This window comes from Rubripirellula amarantea, assembly GCF_007859865.1.
Taxonomy (GTDB): domain Bacteria; phylum Planctomycetota; class Planctomycetia; order Pirellulales; family Pirellulaceae; genus Rubripirellula; species Rubripirellula amarantea.
Genome location: NZ_SJPI01000001.1, coordinates 1,020,156 through 1,040,589 on the forward strand (window position 1 = coordinate 1,020,156; position 20,434 = coordinate 1,040,589).

Genomic DNA, 20,434 nt, shown 5'->3' on the forward strand with positions numbered 1-20,434 from the left:
CCTAGCAACGAAATGCGAATCTTCGCCGTCAACCGTTGAAGCTAAATCACGGCGCTTCGCCCTGTCAGACGCTCGTAGATCCGCCCGTCAATGCAGAGATTCGCAAGATTCCGCTCAAGCGATTCGTCAAGCATCCATCCCGTACGCTGGATGGCATAGCGTTGCTGTTGGCAGTGTTGCATTCCGGGAATTGCGTTGGCGACGGTCGCGAAACCGATGTTGCGACAGTATTCGCGCAACGATTCATTGAAGTGACGTCGCATCCCAAAGGGATACGAAAAATGTTGGACGGGACCATCCACTAGCAATTCCAATTCCTCTTTACAGCGCCGGATTTCCAATTCGGCTTCAGCTTGTGGTAACGCTGAAAGCTGAAGATGCGAGTGAGAATGAGCCCCAATCGAGTGCCCTCTTTTGGCGATTTCGCGAACTTCCGACTGCCCTAATAATTCACAGTCAACATCGTTGCGCAAATTCGACCTGTATTGAGATCGAACTTGATGATCATCTCGGTCTCGAAAGTAAAGAGTGTTTAGATAGACGGCGAACTTCACGTCCAGCTCATCCGCCAATTCCAGCAAATCGAAAGTGCTCTGGAAGTTGTCGTCGAGACTCAAAAATACGATCAACTCCCCTTCAGACTCTACAAATTCCAACGGGTCTCCGGTGAACCGGTAGCCTTCTTTGCGGAAATACTCGATGAACTGCCGAATGGAATCGAATTGATTTTCGTGAAGCTCATGGAAATAGATCCCTAGTTTGGAAGGAAGTTTTCCGGAAACAAACCTTTCGTGAAACCAACGGATCTTTTCCTGTAATATAGTCTTCCCAATTCTCATCGTTCGAGCCTTCTCTGATTCGCCGGACCAACCTAAATTACCAATCGACTTTTCAAACAAAAGTCTCGGAACCAGCGATGATCTACAAAATATACTCACCACCCCCTGAGAATTGAGCAATGCGAATCTTGATCGCACACAATTCCCACAAGATTGCGGGTGGGGAGCAACGAGTCTTTGAATCGGAAACGGCACAGCTTGAAAAGGCTGGTCATGAAGTTATCCGTTTCAATCCGCACAATGACGAAGTGGACGGGCTCAATGGACTAACGCTTGCTTCCAAAACGATCTGGAACCGTTCGAGTGCTCGCGATCTAACAAAACTTGTTCAAACGCACCGTCCTGACGTCGCTCACTTCCACAATATCGTTCCGCTGATTTCACCATCGGTCTTTTCGGTGGCGGCAAAGCATTCTGTTCCTATCGTCTGGACGCTGCACAACTATCGCTTGATTTGCCCAGGAATGCTTTTGCTTCGTGATTCGAAGCCGTGCGAACTCTGTGTGTCGCGATCAGTAAAGACGCCAGCCGTGATCCATAAGTGCTATCGCAATAGCCGAACCGCGACTAGCGCGGTGACGACGATGCTGACTGTTCACCAGATGATTGGCACTTGGGATCATATTGCTTGCTTTGTCGCGCCGAGCAATTTTGCCAAAGAAAAGTTTGTTCAAGGAGGACTGCCGCGCGACAGGATCGTTACCAAAAGCAACTTCGTGCCGGGCAATCCTCAAACAGGATCAGGTGACGGCAATTTCTTCCTTTACGTTGGACGACTGTCTGAAGAAAAAGGAGTGAACAGCCTGCTTGAAACTTGGCAAAAGCATCGCATCCAAGAAAGACTCATCATTGCAGGTGAAGGACCACTCGAAACCGACGTCCGCCATGCATGTGATAACAACGCGAACATCGAATTCGTAGGCCGGCAGAGTTCAGCGGAAGTTCAGCGACTCATGAGCGCCGCCACCGCTACGATCGTTCCATCGGTGTGTTATGAAACGTTCGGTCTAGTCGCAGCCGAATCGTTTGCAGTCGGGACACCGGTTCTGGCATCCAACCTAGGAGCGTTGGCTGAACTCATTCGTCCCGGTGAGAATGGCTTCACCTTCCAGCCTGGCAATCCTGATTCGCTAGCAGCGGCGATTGATCAAATCAAAACCAGCAATCCCGATGAACTACGAATGAACGCTCGACAAAGCTACGAAGACAAGTACACCGAAGAACGTAGTCTCGCGGGCTTGTTAGAAATCTATCAACGAGTCCGAGGTATCGAATCGAGTTCGTCCACTTTTGGCCCGACCGTCGCTAGCGTCTGAACTTAGACGCCTTCAACCTGACTGTTCTGCGATTGCTGATACACATCGGCATAGACGATGGCAGATAGCCAAATCAAGCAAACCACTTGTCCGGACAAGGCCGCCGCAGCGATCGAGAGCGTTCCCATGCTGGGAAACAACAACCACGTTGTCGCCATCATCACCAACATCGCAAACCCTCGAGCCTTGATGGGCGCAAGTGGACGACCACGGCCTTTCAAATAGCTATCGAGTCCTTGCAGTACGCCTTTGATCGCAGAGACCGGTGCCAACCATAACGCAAAAATGATCGCGGGTTGAAAGTCTTGGCCGTACAGGATTAGCACAAGCGGGCCAATCACCAGCATGAACATGATCGTGGTCACCGCTTGGATCGCGATCGAAGTCCCTAGAATTCGATGGACGTCGCTTGTCTTGAGCTGCCGGTCCGTGTTTGCTCCCGCATTGAATAAAAACAAGCCCAAAGTATTGGGAATGACCGTTAAGGGGTAAACCGCGGGAACCATGGAAGCGTAAAAACCCTGCTCAATGAATGGCGCCAACCACATCACAAGCAGCAAATCCAGTCGTTCAAACAGGTCCGTTACCAACATCGACAACCCGTAGGGCCTGCTTTCCAACAATAACTTCTTGGTCCGCAATTCACGTTGACCACGAATCGGATGGGGAACTCCGATGATGCACGTGCCCATTGAAATGAGCGATGCGACCACCATCAAGATGCCCGCCGTCATCACGCCCACATCGGTGACTAAAGCAGCGATCAACAATAACAACGGAAAAGCAGCGGCGGCAATGAATCGTCTAGTGTTATATTTCGAGAACTCACCACTGCCACGATCTACGGCTGTCATGATCAGCATCACGTGCTGACCAATCAGGCTGAGCGAACAGATCATTGCGATGGGCCAGAGTCCTTGTTTCGATTCAGGCAACGCGACCAAGTTCAGGACGATGACGATGGTTGTGGTGACGATCCCCGTGGTTATTCCCAACCAAAGGGCGCTGCGTCGAAGTCGATTCTGCGACTCTGAATGGCTCTTCGTTTCCTCCGCTGCAGCGTAGCGACAGATCACTTCTAAGCCACCCATCAAGCCAACGTACAAGAGCATCTGTACGTACAATACGGCCGTCGCATACTCGCCTCGCCCTTCTGGTCCCAGCAAACGCACCAGCAGGATGCCCTGGCCGAGTTGCACTGCGACCATGGCAAATGCGAATCCAACCGTCCAAAGAAACTGCCCCTTGGTCGACTTTGGCTTCTCCGGGATAACAGAATCATCCAACGGCACGGCCTCAGCCGCTTCCAAAACGGCGGCTGAAACGGAATCGGTCGTGGATGAGGTAGGCGTCATACCCCGGCGAGTATAATCCGCCGCCCCGGCATCCTTAAACCTTGCTAGATCGGAAGTTGGTCGAAAAGACAATTTCAACCCGTCCAATCGCGGCAGCCACGACCATCAGTCGATCTCTTTGAGTACACGGACCTCGGGACCGGACGTGAATCGGTAGACCTGCCAGCTACCGACACCTAACAACGCAAGCGTCAGAATGACGGCAACCAGCAATCTGCCACGGTCCCCGTCGGTGCCCGCGGCGAACCATTGGCTTGGCCCCGACCAAAGCCGTAGATTTGGCAAGCCGACCGACCAAGTTCTCTGACGGCTACGCTTCCCCACGTCACGTGGCGAAGACGTTTCCCGCTTCGGTGCATTCTTCGGTTTGGCAGCCGCAGCCTGGTTCACCCGGTTTGGATCGGGTTCGCCAATCTCAACTTGCCGCGATGCCTGGGGCAAATCCTCGACGCCGTTCGAGACCACCGTCTCCGCAAGACTGTCCTCTGAATCCGAACCAGAGTTCTTGCTACGGATCTCTCGATATCGCTGTTCCTGATCTTCTTCGTCGGCGGATGCCAAGAAATTCGCGACGTCGAAAGTCTTCCAGGCATCGCCGCTCAACATTGTTTCACTGGTCGATGGTTCATCTTCGACAGCATCCAGTTCACTCACCTGGAGCTTGAAACAAATCTTACCGAACTTCAGCAAGTCGCCATCATCGATGTCGACCCACGTCTTCGGCAGGATTCGTTCGCCATTGACTTGCGTTCCGCTTGTGCTTTCCAGGTCGAGTAATCGCACGGATTGGCCTGAGTGGTGCACGATGCAATGGCGACGACTAACGGACCGACTCTTGGGCCGAATCTGGCACTCGCGGTCCCGACCGATCATGTAGTAGCCGACCATCAAGGGCGCTTCCGTCCCAGCGCGGCTTCCCGTAGCCAAGATCAACTTAGCTGCGATCATGCAGGGAGTCGTTAAACGGAGCAAGCGAAGCATTCCTTGATCTTCGTAGATCAATCATGAGGATTGGTTGATCACAACAACGCTTTTGCCATCTTCGGTCGCCTTGATCTTGGGCTGCCGTAGTGGCAATGGTTGAGTGAAAGAATGAATTCCTATGCCGATGACAGCCACCAACGCTAACACAGCAAAAGCGAGTCCTACTCCAAGCAGGACCAACTGATTTGAATCGCTCGCCCGTCCAGAGGTTGTCATCACTGACCCTTTGGCACCTGAACTTGCTTGGACCGGCGCGGACTTGAATGTGGCGATGGCATCGGTTGAACGATTACCTCCGGATCCCGAGATCCCCAGCACACCGGAGCCGCTAGTGGATGCGACCGGCAACGCTGGCAGATCACCAAAATCGAACTCTTCGATCCCCTGCCCCAAATTAATTTCGCCATCCGCCGAAAGCGATGAATCTTCGAGGGTTGCCTGATAGATCCGCTCGTCGATTGAAGTATCGCTCGCCGGTTGAACGTGCCAAATCGACATCGCCGGCTTTTCATTTGTGCCAGCACCCATTCGACGCAACTGCACCAACAACTCCGTAGCCGATTTGGGTCGATCGCTTGGACGCTTCGCCATCATTCGATTGAACAGGTCCGCCAAACCAGCGGGACAATCGTCGCGATAGACTCGCAGATCCGGCACTTCAGCCGTCTGATGCTTTGCTAATCTTTGCCGCACCGAATCCGCAACAAATGGTGGTCGGCCCGTTAACAAGTAGAACAAGGTGCAGCCGAGCGAGTAGATGTCCGCTCGAGCATCGATGTTTTGGCTATTGATCGCTTGTTCGGGAGCCACAAAGTCCGCCGTGCCCATCAATCGATGGTTATCTTGGTGGCCCAACTCCGACAGTCCGATTCGAGCCAACCCCAAGTCGCTGACCTTTAAAACCCCGTCCGTTCGAAGCAACAAATTAGCTGGCTTGATGTCGCGGTGAATGATGCCTCGTTCGTGTGCATGAGCGAGTCCTTCACAAGCTTGATTGAGTACGTCCAACGCTTCTGCTGTCGACATCACTCCATCGCGTTGGACAAGATGTTGCAAGTCAATCCCGTCGATATACTCCATGACGATGTAGTGACGACCGCCGGCTTGCGCAAAGTCGTAGGCTCGCACAATGTTGGGATGGTCCAACTGGGCACAGGCTCGAGCTTCTTCTTTGAACCGATCGAGACGCCGAGCGTTGTCCGTGGCTTCGGGTGGCAAAATCTTTAGTGCCATTTGACGCTTCATCACTTGATGTTCGCCGAGGTACACCATCCCCATTCCACCTTTGCCAATCGGACGAAGCAACCGGTAACTGCCCAGGTAGAATCCTTTGCTTCGTCCCACCAGCAACTTGCCCGCTTGCCACTTCGTTAAGATTCCCGCATTCATCAACCCATTCGCCAAACGCTCGGGTGTAAAATGCGGACTATCAGCCATCAACGAAACCACGACCTTCTTAAGGTCATCTAGTTCCACCAATCCAGCAGCGAGCGAACGTTTCACGAAACCGCGAGTCGCATCGTCGAGTACCGGCTTGATCGCTTCCGAGCTAATCATCTTGGCCTTAGGAATATCACGCTTGTGAGAGTTAGAAAACAAACGGCTCGCGAACGGCGCCGTATTCTAAACATCGGCATCCCACCAAGTCATTGGCGTTCATTTCAATCTGCGCATAGCATAAGCGTGCAAAACCGAATCTAAAGATGAAGATTCGATTAGGATTTCGGCAAGCTCGCTTCATAATCGACTCGTAGCAAAAACAAGCCTTGTGGCGGAGCGGTTTCACCCGCCTTGGTGCGATCTTGATTCGTGATCAATTGCGTCACCCAATCCGGTGATCGACGACCGCGTCCGACCTGCACCAGCGTTCCAACGATGCTGCGCACCATATTGTAAAGAAAGCCATCGGCTTCGACTTCGATGTCGATGCGAAGTTGCGATCGACCACGCCCATCGACGAAACCACCGCTCGCGAAACCACCGCTGGCAAGCTCGGGGTTCGAAACCTCGGTGTCAGTTCGAATGATCACGTCGCAAGCACGAACGTCGCGAACCGTGCTCTTTCGATCGGCACCCGTAGTTTGGAAACATGCAAAGTCTTGCTTACCGACGACAAGTTCAGCAGCCGCTCGCATGGCTTCGATGCTGAGTTCATATTGCATGTGCCACACGTAGCGATGTTGGAAAGGATTTCGCAATCCACCGACTTGCAATTGATATCGATAGCGTTTCCCCACTGCATCGCGTATCGCATGAAAAGGACCTAGCATCTCAACCACGTTGTGAACCAGGATGCTATCGGGGAGATGCCGGTTCATTCCTCGCATCAAGTCGTTCGCCGAGTGCTTCCAATCAGCGAACTCTACGCTTGCCACTTGCGCGATCGCGTGAACACCTGCATCCGTTCGTCCACTTCCAATCACGCGAATGCTCTCGCCGGTCACCTTGCGAACCGCCTTTTCAAGTAACGCTTGAATACTTCGCCCAGAAGGTTGCACCTGCCAACCAACGAAATCTGTTCCGTCGTAAGCGATGGTCAACTGAAAAAAACGCGGCATGGCTGAGCAATATTGGGTGGTTCGAAATCACAGCCTGACATCTTAGCCACCAATTGCAACGTGCCGCAGCCGACTAGCATCGCAAGAAATGTGATGCCGGTCGAAAAAAGCTTGACACGCCCGACCTACCTGGTGTATCACATAACTAACACACCAAACAAAGTCCTCTCTTTCGAGCGCGACCATGTTCTTGTCCATCAATGTTCACAGCGATGTGCCGATCTATGCTCAGATCGCTCGTCAGATGAAGTTTGCCATCGCCGCTGGAACCCTAACCCCGGGCCAACTTGTGCCCAGCGCACGGGCGATGAGCGGGCAGTTGACCATCAACCCCAATACTGTTGTTAAAGCATTCTCGATGCTGCAAAGCGATGGCGTGATCGAACCGCTGCGAGGACGCGGCATGGTGGTCAGCCGCGGTGCCGTTGCGATTTGCCGCCGGGATCGCGATTCCGAGCTAGGCCAACGTATCGGTGAAGTGATCACTGAAGCATGGAATGCGGGCTTGGACCAATCCAAGATCCAACAACTCATCGACAAACACTTGGCAAAGCTTGCCAAGATTCAACCCGCCGTTGAACGAACATCTGCTACCGGCGATTGAAGCACTCTTCTTCTCTTGCCCCTAACCCAATGAGAGCCCCCATGCCGCCTTCTGAGCCCAACAAATCGGCGATCAATGATTCGGTGATCAAGGTCAACGACGTACACATGCACTTCCGCAGAACTAGCGCATTGCAAGGCGTCAACCTGACCATTGAGCAAGGGACCGTCTTTGCGCTTCTGGGAGAAAATGGAGCGGGGAAAACAACTTTGATTCGGATCCTAACCGGTTTTCAGATGCCAACCTCGGGAAGCGTGACCGTTTGCGGACTCCATCCGGCCGAGAAGCCCGATGCCGTGAGGCGACAAATCGGCTACGTCTCGGATGCGCCCTCGCTCTACCCTTGGATGACAGTCGACCAAATCGGCGGTTTCGCAGCATCCCTTTATGACCAAGACTTCTTGCCTCGCTTTCGAAGCTCCATCGCCGACTATGCGATTGACGCTCATCAAAAGATCAAACACCTCAGCAAGGGCCAACGTGCAAAAGTAGCGCTGTCACTGGCGCTTGCGCATGATCCTTCATTGCTGATTCTCGATGAACCGACATCGGGACTGGACCCCAAGGTGCGCAAAAGCTTTCTCGAAAGCATGATCGACCGTGCTGCCACTGGCCAAACGGTTTTCTTATCGAGTCACCAAATCTCAGAAGTCGAGCGTGTAGCGGATCGCGTTGCGATTCTGCATCACGGCAAGATCGTGCTTGACGGAACATTGGAAGACATCCGGCAAAGCGTGTTTCATATTATCGTCGAAGTCGATGACCCGCTCCGTGCGTTACCCGCCCTGCCCTCCCCCGCGGTCACGTTGTCTGAAGAAACTCGTGGTCGAAGTCGGCAATGGCTCGTTCGAAACGTCGACTCCGCAATGATCAGCCACCTTCGATCGCGGGATGGAGTCACCCAAGTCCATCAGCGCACCGCAACGCTGGAAGAAACCTTTGTGGCGTACACATCGTCCGCGGGTGACCTGGGGAAACCGCCGGCACCTCCCAATGACGACGACGGCCACGATCCAAACCAACCTGACGATCCGAATGCTCCTTTGACCAGCAAACGTACGCACGAGGTGGTCTCATGAACTCGCAAGCCACCCTACGATGGCTGATTTGGAAAGAAAACCGGCTCGTACTACCGCTGTTTTATTCGCTGATTGCGATCGTGATTTTGATCGCAGTGGCTACCGCCTTGATGCCGGTTCAAAAACTAGGTTGGGGCCCGTCGAACCATCAGGGTGCATACTTGCTGCTGTTGTTCCCAACGTTTTTGGCCACGGGACTAGGTCTCGTGCTAGTCGGGCAAGAACGCGAACAAGGCACCATCACCTGGCTTCAAACCCTCCCATTACCTCCCCAACAACTGATCGGCCTGAAGCTACTCGTTGCGTTTGGCTGGCTCATCGGTGCTTGGGGAATTGCCTTGTTGATAGGGAATGTTACCGCGATCAGTTTCACTTCGATTTCACCCTCAGTGTCCGTCAACGACGCTCACCTAATTCCTTTGAGCTTTCCTTTTTGGATTGTGCAAAGTGTGGTGGTGTTACTCGCTGGATTCTATGCGTCTTGGAAATTACGGGCCGCGGTTAGCACCATCGCATTGATGGCAGCAATCGTGTTAGTCCCGCTTGCGGCAAACTTCGGCTTTCACATGCTAAACAACGCACGTGATTCGCGATGGCTTTCAAACTCTCAGGTTTTCTACAGCATCTTTGCGACCTACCTGCTGATGATACCTATCCTGGCGTGGTTGACGCGAAGGGCTGCGCTGCGATCCCTGCTACCAAGGCGTGCTCCGACCATCGCCGAACTGACCGGGCCCAATCCATTTGATCCGGCGATGGCCTTGGTCGACTTAGCAATCGATTCGCCTCGAACTCGCGTTTTTGATTCAGCATGGATTGCGTTGATTTGGCAGACACTCGTTTCAAGCAAATGGCAACTTGCGTTGTCATCGTTGCTGATGACAGTGGGCGTCATCATGCCAATCCTAGAGAACTACGTTGGGCACTATTCGGTGCTGCAACCAGTGCTGTTATTCGCTTCTCCAATGTTCATCGTGGTCGGAGCCACATGGGGTGGCGTTCTTGTTTTCCAAGGTGATGGGTCCCACAACTTCATACGATTCTTGGCCGAACGTGGCTACAACCCAAGACACATCTGGCTCGCACGCCATGTTGCAATTCTGTCCATCTTGGCATCGTTCGTTCTGATTTACCTTGCCATCAGCTCCTTGTGGTTGAGCCAACGCATAGACCTGCTCAAGACAGACCTGCTTTTGATATCGCCGCTCACGTTGATCCTGATCGGCGGAATCTCGTTCGCGGCGGGAGCATGGACAAGTCAATTGCTTCGAGAACCGGTGATGGCGTACCTGATCAGCCCGATTGTGGCGTCGATGTTGCTTGGCTGGCTGTTGTACTGCGTCACCCAGGCAATGGCGCCCTTGTTATTGGCTTCATTAGTTGGCCTATCCTTTCCCTCGTTGGCAACTCTGTTCATGGCGCGACGCTTTGCCAACGGCACCGATCGTCCGCTTAGTTTCTTGTTGGGGCTAGCGACAACGGTTCTGATCTTCTTGCTACCGCTTGTTCCTGCGATCCGTTACGTCCAGAGCATTCCAAAACTCGATCACACGACTCGGACTGCCATGATCAGGGAACTCCGAGACATTGATGTGCGGCAAGATCATGTCGAACTCCGACTCGTACCGACGACAAGCGAACCCACGATTTCGTCTCAAGGAATTGATCAAGAATGGGTGGCACAGCAGCTCAACGAAATCAGCACTCGATCTCATTCGCCCACTGCATGGATCGAAGGACTTAGTCAGGTTCGCGAGGAGCCTAACCGTCCTGCCAAACCGCAGTCAAACCAATCACTGCATCGGTTCTACGACGCTTTGGAACTAGCGAGACTGCGATTCTTAGCTTCAACAGAAGACGACGATGCTGCCAACATGCAATTCGAACAGTGGATAGATGCGGCGGCGACCATGGCGGCTGCAATGCGTCAATCGACGCTTTGGCGTGTGCAAGACTCGGCCGACGTGCTCGAAATTTGGCTGGCCGATGTGCTCGGCGATTCCGACATCACCGAGCGAATTGACGAAGAAGCAGTTCAATCCACTCTCAAGAAACTGCCTACGATCACGCAGCGAAACGCGATGAGAAGAAACGCTGTTTTGGCTTCTTGGTGGCGATCGGAATCTAGGGATACACGTTACTATTCGTTCCCCTACGACAGCGGCCTGGAGTTCACTCCCCCTGCCCTGACACCTTGGACGCAAAGACGTCGTGCGGATTCAATTGTCGCCGCAAGCTTGTTGCTATTGCAGACCCCCAAAACCGACAAGACCACCCCAAACGATGCTCGGCGAAAACTTCATCAGCTTCTTTCTCATCCGGCCGTGACGTTTGAAGATGGGGTGTACGGCAAGCATGGACGCACGAGTGCCACGGTCGAGATAATCGGATCCTTTAACCATCACATAGCAAGGTACTGGGGAATGGCCTGGGAACAAAGAATCGAGAGCTTGAAGGAGGACCATCATGCCAACTAAAGAAATCCGATTGGGAAAAACCTTTCAAGTCGTCGTCTTTACCCCGTTCGTGTTGTTGCTGGTCTGCACAGCGTACGCCGACTTCGTGTGGAACCGCACGCAAACTCAGATGACTCGGATGATGGAGACCGAACTGGAAATGTCAATGGAAGATCTTCCATTCATTCCACTAAGGCACCGTACCGAATCGAATAGCCAGTCAGAGTTCCAACGTTTGATAGATGCCGCAAGCGGACTTAACCGAGAATACAACGAACTATTTCTTGCCGTTGCGGGAGAACAATACAGCGTCGTGCCACCCGGCGAAGAATCAGCGCTGGCTCCATTGATCACGCAATACACCAAGGACGCGGCGCCGATCATCGAACGAGTAATCCAATTGCGAACCACAATCGATGACCGCAGTTCCATCAACGCTCTTGGCTACGTACCTCAAGACAGTGAATTCTACCACCTTAGCAGGGTATTCTCGTTTGCATTCAGGGACGCCTTCCACAAAGGCAACACCGAACTCGCCTTCCACATGCTTGAGCAATGGAAGTGGATCACGCGTCTGCCTGGCGACGATGCTACCGAGCTCGAATACTACATCCGCCTTTCTGCTGTTAGTAAATTTCATCATCTGGTACTGAACTCGCTCCAGTTTGACCAGTGGAACGATGAACAACTGGCCGAGATGGCGAATTGGATGAAACCTCGCTCGGAATGGCAGAAAGCAAGGCAACGGGCAACGGAGTTCGAAATCGCGAATGCTCAGCGTGCCTATTCGGATACGCTTCCAAGCCTAAGTTGGGGTGAGCCATACCCATTTCCCGTCGCGCCGTCTGAACGGCATCAGTGGACGCCGGTTTTCTTCAACGACGATACCTATCGTGATCCGCGCGACGCAGCGGGCCATACGCAAATACGCCAAGCAACGCGGTTCTTCACCGCAGATCGATGGTTGAGCATTCCACTGATGGACGAAAACCCCTGGAGCAACATTGCGTGGCGATACCCTGACGCCTGGGAAAACGAACGGATGTTCACACCCGATCGACAGCAAGAGACCATCGCCAAAGCGATTAGCCTGCGGCAACACTATCGTCAAACCGAAACTTGGCTCAACAAATTACCAACGGTCGAGGACCTGTAATCGGACCGCGAAAGTCGTCATAAAATCGTGCCGTGTTCAACCGCGCCTTGCGATTGAAATGAAAACGGCCACGCCAGTAGTGCCGACTTAAATGTCGACCGTAGCTCGAAGCTTGCCTATGAAGCGGCAGCAGCTTGCTTGATGAGCAATTCGGCGATTTGGACGGCATTGGTCGCAGCACCCTTGCGAAGGTTGTCGCTGACACACCAAAACGAGATGCCGTTCGGGCTACTGATATCCTTGCGAATACGACCGACGAAGACATCGTCTTTCCCATCGCAATCCAACGGCATCGGATATTTTTTACCGCTCAGGTCATCGATAACGGTGACCCCTTCGGCAGCCTCAAACAACTCACGAGCGTCTGAAGCCGAAAGTGGGCGTTCGGTTTCGACCAAAATCGACTCGCTGTGACCGATCGCAACGGGCACGCGCACGCAAGTCGGACATACCTGAATTTCTTCATCGCCCATGATCTTGCGAGTCTCGTACACCATCTTCATCTCTTCGCTGGTGTAACCCTCATGCTTTTCGGACCCGATTTGTGGGATCAAGTTGAACCCGATCGGATGAGAAAATGTCTTGGGTGAATGTTTCTGGCCAGCCAAGGATTGTCGGATACTGTCCTTGAGCTCTTCGTTCCCAGCCAAGCCAGCACCGCTAGTTGCTTGATAAGTGCTTACGACCACTCGACGAACACGAGCCGCTTTATGCAGAGGTGCCAACGCGACGACCATCTGAGTAGTGCTGCAATTGGGGCTAGCGATGATGCCCCTGTGATTCGCCGTCGCTTCGGGGTTTACTTCCGGAACGATCAGGGGAACCGATGGATCCATGCGCCAATAACCGCTTTCGTCCACGACAATGGCACCGGCTTCCACCGCCCAAGGTGCGAACTCAGCCGACACCTCATCGGGAGTGCTAGCGATAACAAGATCGATATTCTTGAACGCATTGGGCTCAAGCAGTTCGACTTTTATCGTTTCGCCGTTGAATCGAACTTCCTTGCCCACCGAGCGCTGGGAGGCGAGCAGTTTGAGTCGCTTCATCGGAAACTGACGCGAGGCCAATTGCTCGAGAACGATTCGTCCAACGGCGCCGGTAGCGCCAACGAGTGCAACAGTTTCGTACACGGTGATTTCTAAAGTCTAAAGGTAGTGGGGGGAAAGTGGTGACAGACGGCTGGATTAGTTGTCTAGCTCTTTAATAGCGTCGGGAAGGCTCGGATCAACGATCCCAAGCCCACCGCGACCGCCTTGAATACGCGACTCGACGTCACCGATGACATCTTCGGCACTGGCTTCCCAGAACTTCGTAATCAGCTCGTCATCAAGTGGTTTGTACGATCGGAACAAACGAAAGCCAACCCCGCGTGCAGGATCGCTGGTGAACCACCAAGGACTGCGTGGGAAATTCGGGTCTTCTTCTTTCCAAGCCTCGTCGTCGGAAGCAAGACGAGCGGCGCAGCGGAGGTCTTCGACATCACTTTCCCAACTGCCGCCACGGACAACACATTCGCTGCCGATTTCGGGCCACTTTACCACATCAATGGCATTGATCGGTTCGCGTTGCTTGTACTCGCTGTAGTCTTCGGTGTGTTGGTTAACCGTCCATTCAAACACGTTGCCTAACATGTCTTGAAGCCCAAAGGGATTTTCAGCGAGTGTACCGACGGGCGATTGGCCTTCGTCCGGCGTGTTGTCAAAGTACCAAGCGTGATCCTCGGCAGCCGCTTCGTCGTCGCCCCAATAGAAAGGAGTCTGCGTGCCCCCTCGAGCAGCGTATTCCCATTCGGCCTCGGTCGGCAAGCGATACTGCTGGCCCGTTACGCGGCTGAGCCACTTGCTGAATTGTTGAGCCGAGTACTGAGTCATAGTGACAGCGGCTTGCTCTGGTTCGTGACCAAATTCCCAAGTAAAGGTCGAATCGTACAATTCAGTCGGAGCCGTGATGGCGTCCGCTTTATTGTCGTCCGTCACACTGCGGATTCCTTGCGATTCAAATTCTTTGAAAATCTTGTATAGGTTCATGTATTCGTCGTACTGAGCCCAATTGATCTCTGTCTTGGCGACCCACATTGGATCGACGTTAACCTTGACCTGAGGTCCCTCGTCTTCGCGGCGTCCTTCTTCGTCCTCGGGACTACCCATCAAAAAGCTGCCGCCGGGAACGGGGATCATCTCGAACGTCAAATCGGTTCCTGGAATCTTCTCGGTGTACGGAACCATGAAACCGCCATCGACTTCAACGGAAGGACCGTCCGCGGGTTTCGTTTCAGAGATCCCAACGGTTGCGGTGGGCGCGTCGGCCCAGGTCGGACTCAGTCCGGCCATCGCAACGAAGAAGCAGGCAAAATTTCGATTCAAACGCATGACTTTTATCTCAAGCGGAGGGTAAAAAACGAGGTTCAGGGACAGCCGGTTGCGGCCGTCGGGACATTCGAGCCGAAAGCACCCGAATGCTGGGGTAGATCATGACGATCAACCACAATAGTGTCGATGGTGAGGCGAAGGTGTCGAGGACGGTGTCTTCAAAAATCCCGGAAACAAGTACATAAACCGAGATGGCTCGCACCAGAGGTTCGTCGCTGATGAGTCCAAAAAAGAAATTCCAGGCCACCAAACACATCGTCAATAAGCCAGCCAGGATGCCGCCGGAGATCATCGCGTGCAGCAGTAGATTATGCGGATGCAGCGAAAACTCTTTCATCATGAAGGGTGCACTGTTGAGGCCGTAACCGGTCAACGGACGCTCCGAAATGAGTCGAACGGCTTCCGCCCAAATGGCGGTTCGCCCGGTCGCCGACGTTAATTCAGATACCTCACCTGTCTTAGTCGTCATCGAAATCAGCGAATCCCCCAGCACTCCACCGCCGGTAACAAGCTCAGTCGCCACGATGGTGATGGTCGCCAATGCGATCAGGCTACCCGCGAGCACTAACCCGTTTCGGGTAAAAATCTTATCTAGCAACAGGAACCCCGCGGCCGCTAATCCGGCCACACACGCCGTCCGACTGAACGTCGCGAGCATCGTCATCAACGCAACAACGATAATTCCAATTAGCACGCTGCGACCCAACGGGAATCGCGGCGTCAGGTCGGCGCTCCGAAGCATCGACAGGGACAAGACGCCAGCCAACACGCCGGTGCGAGCAATCGAATTCGGGTGCCCTAGTCCGCCCATTCGGCGAGCAATGTGGTTGCCCAAAAGCTCTTCTTCGAAGATACCGGACTGAGGAAATCCTAAGTACAGCACCCAGTTGATCATCAAGTTCGCGACCAGGGCCAAAAGACAGATCAATACAATTCGTCGGAGTCCCAGAACCGTCAAGACAGTGGGGACAAACATCACGTAACCAAAGTTCACTAGCGACGCGACACGCGATACGGTCTTGGCTTCTTCAAGAGCCACTGCCGACGACAAAATCAGAACGCCAGCGAGCGCGACGATGATGCATCCCGGAACGCTAGCGAGCGATTGACGCACTTGAGCACTCATCAGGACGCCTATCGCCCCTAATCCGGAACACGCCGCTGCGACGATCAGCTTTACAACGACTTGCCAATCGAGCCCGACATGATCTTCGCCATTGGTGTAGCCATAGTTGAAGTCAATGGTGTTAACGAAACACGCCAAGCCCAATGCAAGAGTGCAAAGCAAGGGAAAGGCTTGCACGCCACTGACCGCCCCGCCACGCATGCCCGCCGGTCCCTCGAGATCGACTCGCGGCGCTACGGAATCTTCCGCAGAAAGCGGTGGCGGCAGGGGAGCAACAGAATCCACGAAACATTGGGGATGAGAGGAATTACGAAAAAAGCTCGCGATCATTCGACACGAAACAGGCATCGGATTGTCGCATCGTAATTCCCAGAAGGAAATATGCGAAAGGTGATACGAAACCCCGGCGGGGATATCACCGCAGGTTCAACGAATCGGGCCGAGCATCAAGAACAATCGGAACATTCATCATTTTACCGTCCCGCCAGATCCGCAGCTCGATTTTTTCGCCGGGGCCAGACTGACCGATCATTTGCATTAAATGGGAGGTCTCGCGAACCGGTGTCTGATCTACCTCGATGATAATATCGCCTACCTGAATTCCAGCCCGTGCAGCCGGGGCCTTGTCGTCTGGCAAATACTGCACTGCGGCACCTCGCATGCGAGGATCATTGCCCACCAATAGGTCATCTGAAACCTTTCCCAGTGAAACTCCGAGCCATCCTCGGTCAACGCGTCCATTCGTTTTGATTCTCTCGTAGACCTTTCTGGCTACGTTGCTGGGCACGGAAAAGCTAACCCCTTGGTACGTATCACCCACGATCGCCGTATTGATGCCGATCAGGGTCCCTCGAGCATCAACCAGTGGGCCTCCGCTGTTGCCAGGGTTCACAGCCACGTCGCTTTGCATGAAGTCCTGCCATTCCGTGCTTGCGCGGACCTTGCGGTGTTTTCCGCTAAGGATTCCGAACGTCACCGTACGATCAAGACCAAACGGACTGCCCACCGCCCACACCGGCGAACCGACGCGGCAACGATCGCTATCACCCCAAAGAATCGGAATGAGTCCCGACGCATCGACCTTCAATACGGCTAGGTCCGTTAGCGAATCGGTTCCCACCACCACGGCCGGTAATCGACGACCATCGCTAAGCGTCACCGTGATGTCTTCTCCTTCGGAAATGACGTGACGATTCGTCACCATGTATCCATCAGAATCCACCACCACTCCACTGCCCTGGTCCGACGACGGCAACAAGCGGTTGGCGATTGAGGCGTCCATGTCCAATTGCGTCATGGGCAACCGACGTTGGACATCAATGTGCACGACACTCGGACCGACTGCGGCGGTAACCATCTCATAGGCATCGCTGAGCGATTCTAGTGAGACATTTCGTAGGCCGTCCGTTCCAGCCTCGTACTCAGCACGCAATTCCCCGCGATGCCAACCGTATCGGATCTCTTCGACGATATGAGGAACGACAAATCTAGCAGCCAACAACATGACCGCCATCGTCGCCAACATTCCCACGCTTTGCAGGATGGGATCCGTTCGCCGCGTATGCACCGATGATGTCGACGGAGCTTGAGGACGCACCGGTTTCGACACCACGGGAATCGGGATCGACCTCGGCTGAAGCACTTCCGGAGGCGAGGTCAACGATCCGCTAGGCAGGGTCGTCGCAGTTTGCTCTACATGAGGCGTCTGAATTGGTTGCCCGGTCGCAGGATCAATTCGGTGCAGGCTGATTTGATAAACACCTGGGACCTGCCGATCGTTTCCTGCTTGCGGCGGCACGTCGCCTGACCCGGACTTTGAATCCCATGTCGGACGATTCCCCAGCCTTAGCTCTTCTCCAGAGGTGGGATCTTCTCGCATGGTGAATGGTCCTAAGAATGAATTGGCAACTCTTTCGGCAACCGCTCCATTGTAGCGCCTGAGCACCCTTTTCGCTCCGATTTTCTTAGGAAAGTCAAGCAAGAAGGCCCGAGTTAACCCGTAAAACCGGTGACACTAAAAACCTTTGCTACGAAATTAGCGGTCATTTCTTACGATCGAGACCATAGGACAAACGGACATGGCCCGCGAAGTCAAAGACTTACGAAAGACTTACTGACGTCCACTTCTGCAAGTATTACGATCAGCAAGTATCTTGTAGGCTGCCGTTTTCAAGCTCGATGGGTGATTCTAAGTGTTTCTCCCCAATCGCCCCTTTCTCCCCATTCCCACGTTGCGAAAATCTCGCTCATGACCCATTCCACGCGAGACTCCATTTACGATGCCATCGCTTCGATTCGTTTGATCGATCCGCACACCCATATCAATCCCCACAATCCAGCCTCTAGCACGCTGGCGGATCTGCTGGGGTACCACTACTACACCGAACTGGCACATTCGGCGGGGATGCCGAAGAACCAGATTGAAGAGCCTGGGATCTCTCCGCGAGAACTCGTTCACCGGCTTGTTAAGAACCTTGGCCCGCTCGAGAACACGGCTCAGTACCGTTGGCTGGTTGAAATCTGCCGAATGTTTTTTGGCTTCGAGGGACACCGCATCGACGAATCGAACTGGGAAGACCTTTTTGATCGTTCCGAGTCCATCATGGCGAGCGCGGACTGGCCTCAATCCGTGCTCGATCAAAGCAATGTCGAAGCCGTATTCTTAACCAATGAGTTTGACGACCCATTAAGCGGTTTTGACACCGACACCTACATTCCTTGCCTGCGCACCGACGACCTTGTCTTTCACCTCGCCAAGACTTCCGTCCGTGACCGACTAGCCGTGGCCAGCGGAATTGAATTGTCGGACGACCTGGGGACGCTGCGTCAGTCGTTACACCAACGTTTCGAGCACTTCGTCGCCAATGGTGCTCGCGCCTGCGCGATCTCGCTGCCTCCTAATTTCTGCCCACTGCCTGTGTCAGATGGACGAGCAAGCTCTGCACTTTCGCATGTCCTTCAAAATGGTGAACTCGCAGACGCATCTCACAAGGCCGCACTTGCGCGTCGTGTCTTCTGGACTTTGGCCGAACTATGCGATGAATTTGAACTGCCATTTGACTTGATGATCGGGGTGAACCGCGGTGTTTATCCAGGCGGTGTTTACCAAGGCCAAGACCTTTACGATTCACGTGTTTCGTTGACTCAATACCGCGAACTATTCAATGCCTTTCCCAACGTGAAATTCCCGATTTCGGTGTTGGCCAGCGTGACCAACCAAGAGCTTGTTAGTCACGCGTGGATTTTCCCCAACGTGATTACCAACGGGCACTGGTGGTATAGCAACACTCCATCGTTCATCACGCGAGACGCTCAAGCGAGGCTCGAAGCAGTTCCGCAAACCAAACAGATCGGCTACTACAGCGACGCCTACAAGCTCGAATTTGTATGGCCAAAATTTGATATGTACCGACGATGCTTGTCGGGAATCTTGCATGACCACTTCGTGGTTCAGTGCGGTTGGTCGGAAGAAGCCGCGATCGAATTAGGTCGCCGAATTCTTCGTGACAATGTCGACGAGATTTTCCCAAAACCAAACCGCACCCTGCTTGAAGACACGATCCACCTTGATGCCCCCGATGCTGAGGAGATTGCCGACGCACCTGCAACCCTGGCTGACATCGCCGGCATCGGCGCCACTGCTTCGTTGGCCGCCGGAGCGATTGGAATGGTGGAAGTCGACGCAGAACCAGCAGACGATGACGTTGACTCCTTCGCCACCATCGAGGAAACGAGTGTTGATTCGGGCAATGAAGAAACGATTGCGATGAGCACCGCAGAACTAGACAGTGCCGATCTGGATTTTGATCGTGCCGTCAGCGGGACACCTGAACCTGCTGCTACCGATAGTGAAGCCACTGCGTCCGAACTGACGTCGCCAATTGACGATGAGACTGACGACACCATCGACATAGAAGAAGTAAATAACGACTTAGAAATTGACCCGGTTCCTACACTCGACGAGGTCGAGTCGCTTGGCGTTGCCGATGTGGAATTGGCCGACGATGCAACGGAGGCCAAGAATTTGGATGCTGAATCCATCGAGTCGATGGTGAACGACGAGTCGTTAGATTTAGGTGACATGACTTCCGAGAGTGAGCCTGAAACAGAACCAGACAACACGTCAGGCGAAAGCAACATGGACTACCCAGGGAACATTGAAACCGTTGATCTTTCTGATCTCAACGAACCAACGGACGAGCCGAGCATTCAATTCCTGCGAAATGAAAAATCCTTCGCGCCCGATGAAGAATCGCTTCGTTTAAAACCGGACCCTTTGACAGGTGAGCTTACGTTCCCGACGTCGGACGAAGACAACTCACTCGACGACGATGACATGCTGCTGCACGACGATGATCTCGAAGTTCAATCCGACTTGGTCACTGAAGCATCTTCGCTTGACCTTGAAATCGATGACGACCCCATCATCGAGCTCACTGGCGACGAAGACGACGACGACCTAGTCATCGACTTCTTAGACCCAGAAAACGAAAAAGACGCCTAGCGATCAAACACAAAGCGTGATCGCTAATCGGCGAGTAAAGTTCGAACCAACGGACCACGAGGCTACGCTCAGCGAGCAAAGGACG

General features: G+C 53.5%; 15 protein-coding genes. 6 read left to right on the forward strand and 9 right to left on the reverse strand.

Annotated features, from left to right (window positions below):
* Positions 1 to 41: 41 nt before the first annotated feature.
* Positions 42 to 839 carry a polysaccharide deacetylase family protein gene (locus Pla22_RS03690; protein ID WP_146513409.1) on the reverse strand — a complete coding sequence of 266 codons (798 nt, stop codon included), beginning with the start codon at positions 837 to 839 and terminating at the stop codon, positions 42 to 44.
* A 119-nt stretch (positions 840 to 958) separates the two neighbouring features.
* Between Pla22_RS03690 and Pla22_RS03695 the strand changes: the two genes are divergently transcribed.
* On the forward strand, positions 959 to 2,155 hold the full coding sequence (locus tag Pla22_RS03695) for a glycosyltransferase (RefSeq protein ID WP_146513410.1): 1,197 nt from the start codon (positions 959 to 961) through the stop codon (positions 2,153 to 2,155).
* A gap of 2 nt (positions 2,156 to 2,157) precedes the next feature.
* Here Pla22_RS03695 and Pla22_RS03700 read toward each other — a convergent pair whose 3' ends face one another.
* From Pla22_RS03700 to truA, 4 genes are all read right to left on the reverse strand, one after another.
* Entirely contained in the window at positions 2,158 to 3,510 is a 1,353-nt protein-coding gene (locus Pla22_RS03700) for a lipopolysaccharide biosynthesis protein (RefSeq protein ID WP_146513411.1), read from the reverse strand.
* A gap of 105 nt (positions 3,511 to 3,615) precedes the next feature.
* The gene (locus tag Pla22_RS03705; RefSeq protein WP_146513412.1) at positions 3,616 to 4,491 is read right to left on the reverse strand and encodes an FHA domain-containing protein; all 876 of its coding nucleotides are present in this window, start codon (positions 4,489 to 4,491) and stop codon (positions 3,616 to 3,618) included.
* A 21-nt stretch (positions 4,492 to 4,512) separates the two neighbouring features.
* Complete coding sequence (locus tag Pla22_RS03710; RefSeq protein WP_242631774.1) at positions 4,513 to 6,093, reverse strand: serine/threonine protein kinase; 1,581 nt, start codon at positions 6,091 to 6,093, stop codon at positions 4,513 to 4,515.
* Positions 6,094 to 6,209: 116 nt separating this feature from the next.
* Positions 6,210 to 7,052, reverse strand: a complete 843-nt coding sequence (gene truA / locus Pla22_RS03715; protein ID WP_146513413.1) for a tRNA pseudouridine(38-40) synthase TruA — start codon at positions 7,050 to 7,052, stop codon at positions 6,210 to 6,212.
* A 184-nt stretch (positions 7,053 to 7,236) separates the two neighbouring features.
* On the opposite strand from truA, the gene Pla22_RS03720 reads away from it, so the two are divergent.
* Genes Pla22_RS03720 through Pla22_RS03735 form a run of 4 tightly spaced genes read left to right on the forward strand, consistent with a single transcriptional unit; the run spans position 7,237 to position 12,347 of the window.
* The gene (locus Pla22_RS03720; protein ID WP_165440502.1) at positions 7,237 to 7,656 is read left to right on the forward strand and encodes a GntR family transcriptional regulator; all 420 of its coding nucleotides are present in this window, start codon (positions 7,237 to 7,239) and stop codon (positions 7,654 to 7,656) included.
* Between the two features lie 41 nt (positions 7,657 to 7,697).
* Positions 7,698 to 8,735 (forward strand): ABC transporter ATP-binding protein, encoded by a 1,038-nt coding sequence (locus tag Pla22_RS03725; RefSeq protein ID WP_242631775.1) that lies wholly within the window; start codon positions 7,698 to 7,700, stop codon positions 8,733 to 8,735.
* Positions 8,732 to 11,212 (forward strand): ABC transporter permease, encoded by a 2,481-nt coding sequence (locus tag Pla22_RS03730; RefSeq protein ID WP_146513415.1) that lies wholly within the window; start codon positions 8,732 to 8,734, stop codon positions 11,210 to 11,212. Before Pla22_RS03725 ends, Pla22_RS03730 begins: the two co-directional genes overlap by 4 nt.
* Positions 11,202 to 12,347, forward strand: coding sequence for a hypothetical protein (locus Pla22_RS03735; protein WP_146513416.1), 1,146 nt, complete (start codon positions 11,202 to 11,204; stop codon positions 12,345 to 12,347). Before Pla22_RS03730 ends, Pla22_RS03735 begins: the two co-directional genes overlap by 11 nt.
* A 116-nt stretch (positions 12,348 to 12,463) precedes the next feature.
* On the opposite strand, the gene Pla22_RS03740 is transcribed toward Pla22_RS03735, so the two are convergent.
* The 4 genes from Pla22_RS03740 to Pla22_RS03755 all read right to left on the reverse strand — a co-directional run bounded on the left by Pla22_RS03740 (position 12,464) and on the right by Pla22_RS03755 (position 17,724).
* Positions 12,464 to 13,480, reverse strand: coding sequence for an aspartate-semialdehyde dehydrogenase (locus Pla22_RS03740; RefSeq protein WP_146513417.1), 1,017 nt, complete (start codon positions 13,478 to 13,480; stop codon positions 12,464 to 12,466).
* 54 nt (positions 13,481 to 13,534) lie between these two features.
* Positions 13,535 to 14,719 carry a formylglycine-generating enzyme family protein gene (locus tag Pla22_RS03745; RefSeq protein WP_146513418.1) on the reverse strand — a complete coding sequence of 395 codons (1,185 nt, stop codon included), beginning with the start codon at positions 14,717 to 14,719 and terminating at the stop codon, positions 13,535 to 13,537.
* A 10-nt stretch (positions 14,720 to 14,729) separates the two neighbouring features.
* Positions 14,730 to 16,130, reverse strand: a complete 1,401-nt coding sequence (locus tag Pla22_RS03750; protein ID WP_165440503.1) for an O-antigen ligase family protein — start codon at positions 16,128 to 16,130, stop codon at positions 14,730 to 14,732.
* Positions 16,131 to 16,260: 130 nt separating this feature from the next.
* Entirely contained in the window at positions 16,261 to 17,724 is a 1,464-nt protein-coding gene (locus Pla22_RS03755) for a S1C family serine protease (RefSeq protein WP_146513420.1), read from the reverse strand.
* A 369-nt stretch (positions 17,725 to 18,093) separates the two neighbouring features.
* On the opposite strand from Pla22_RS03755, the gene Pla22_RS03760 reads away from it, so the two are divergent.
* Entirely contained in the window at positions 18,094 to 20,349 is a 2,256-nt protein-coding gene (locus tag Pla22_RS03760) for a glucuronate isomerase (RefSeq protein ID WP_146513421.1), read from the forward strand.
* Positions 20,350 to 20,434: the final 85 nt, after the last annotated feature.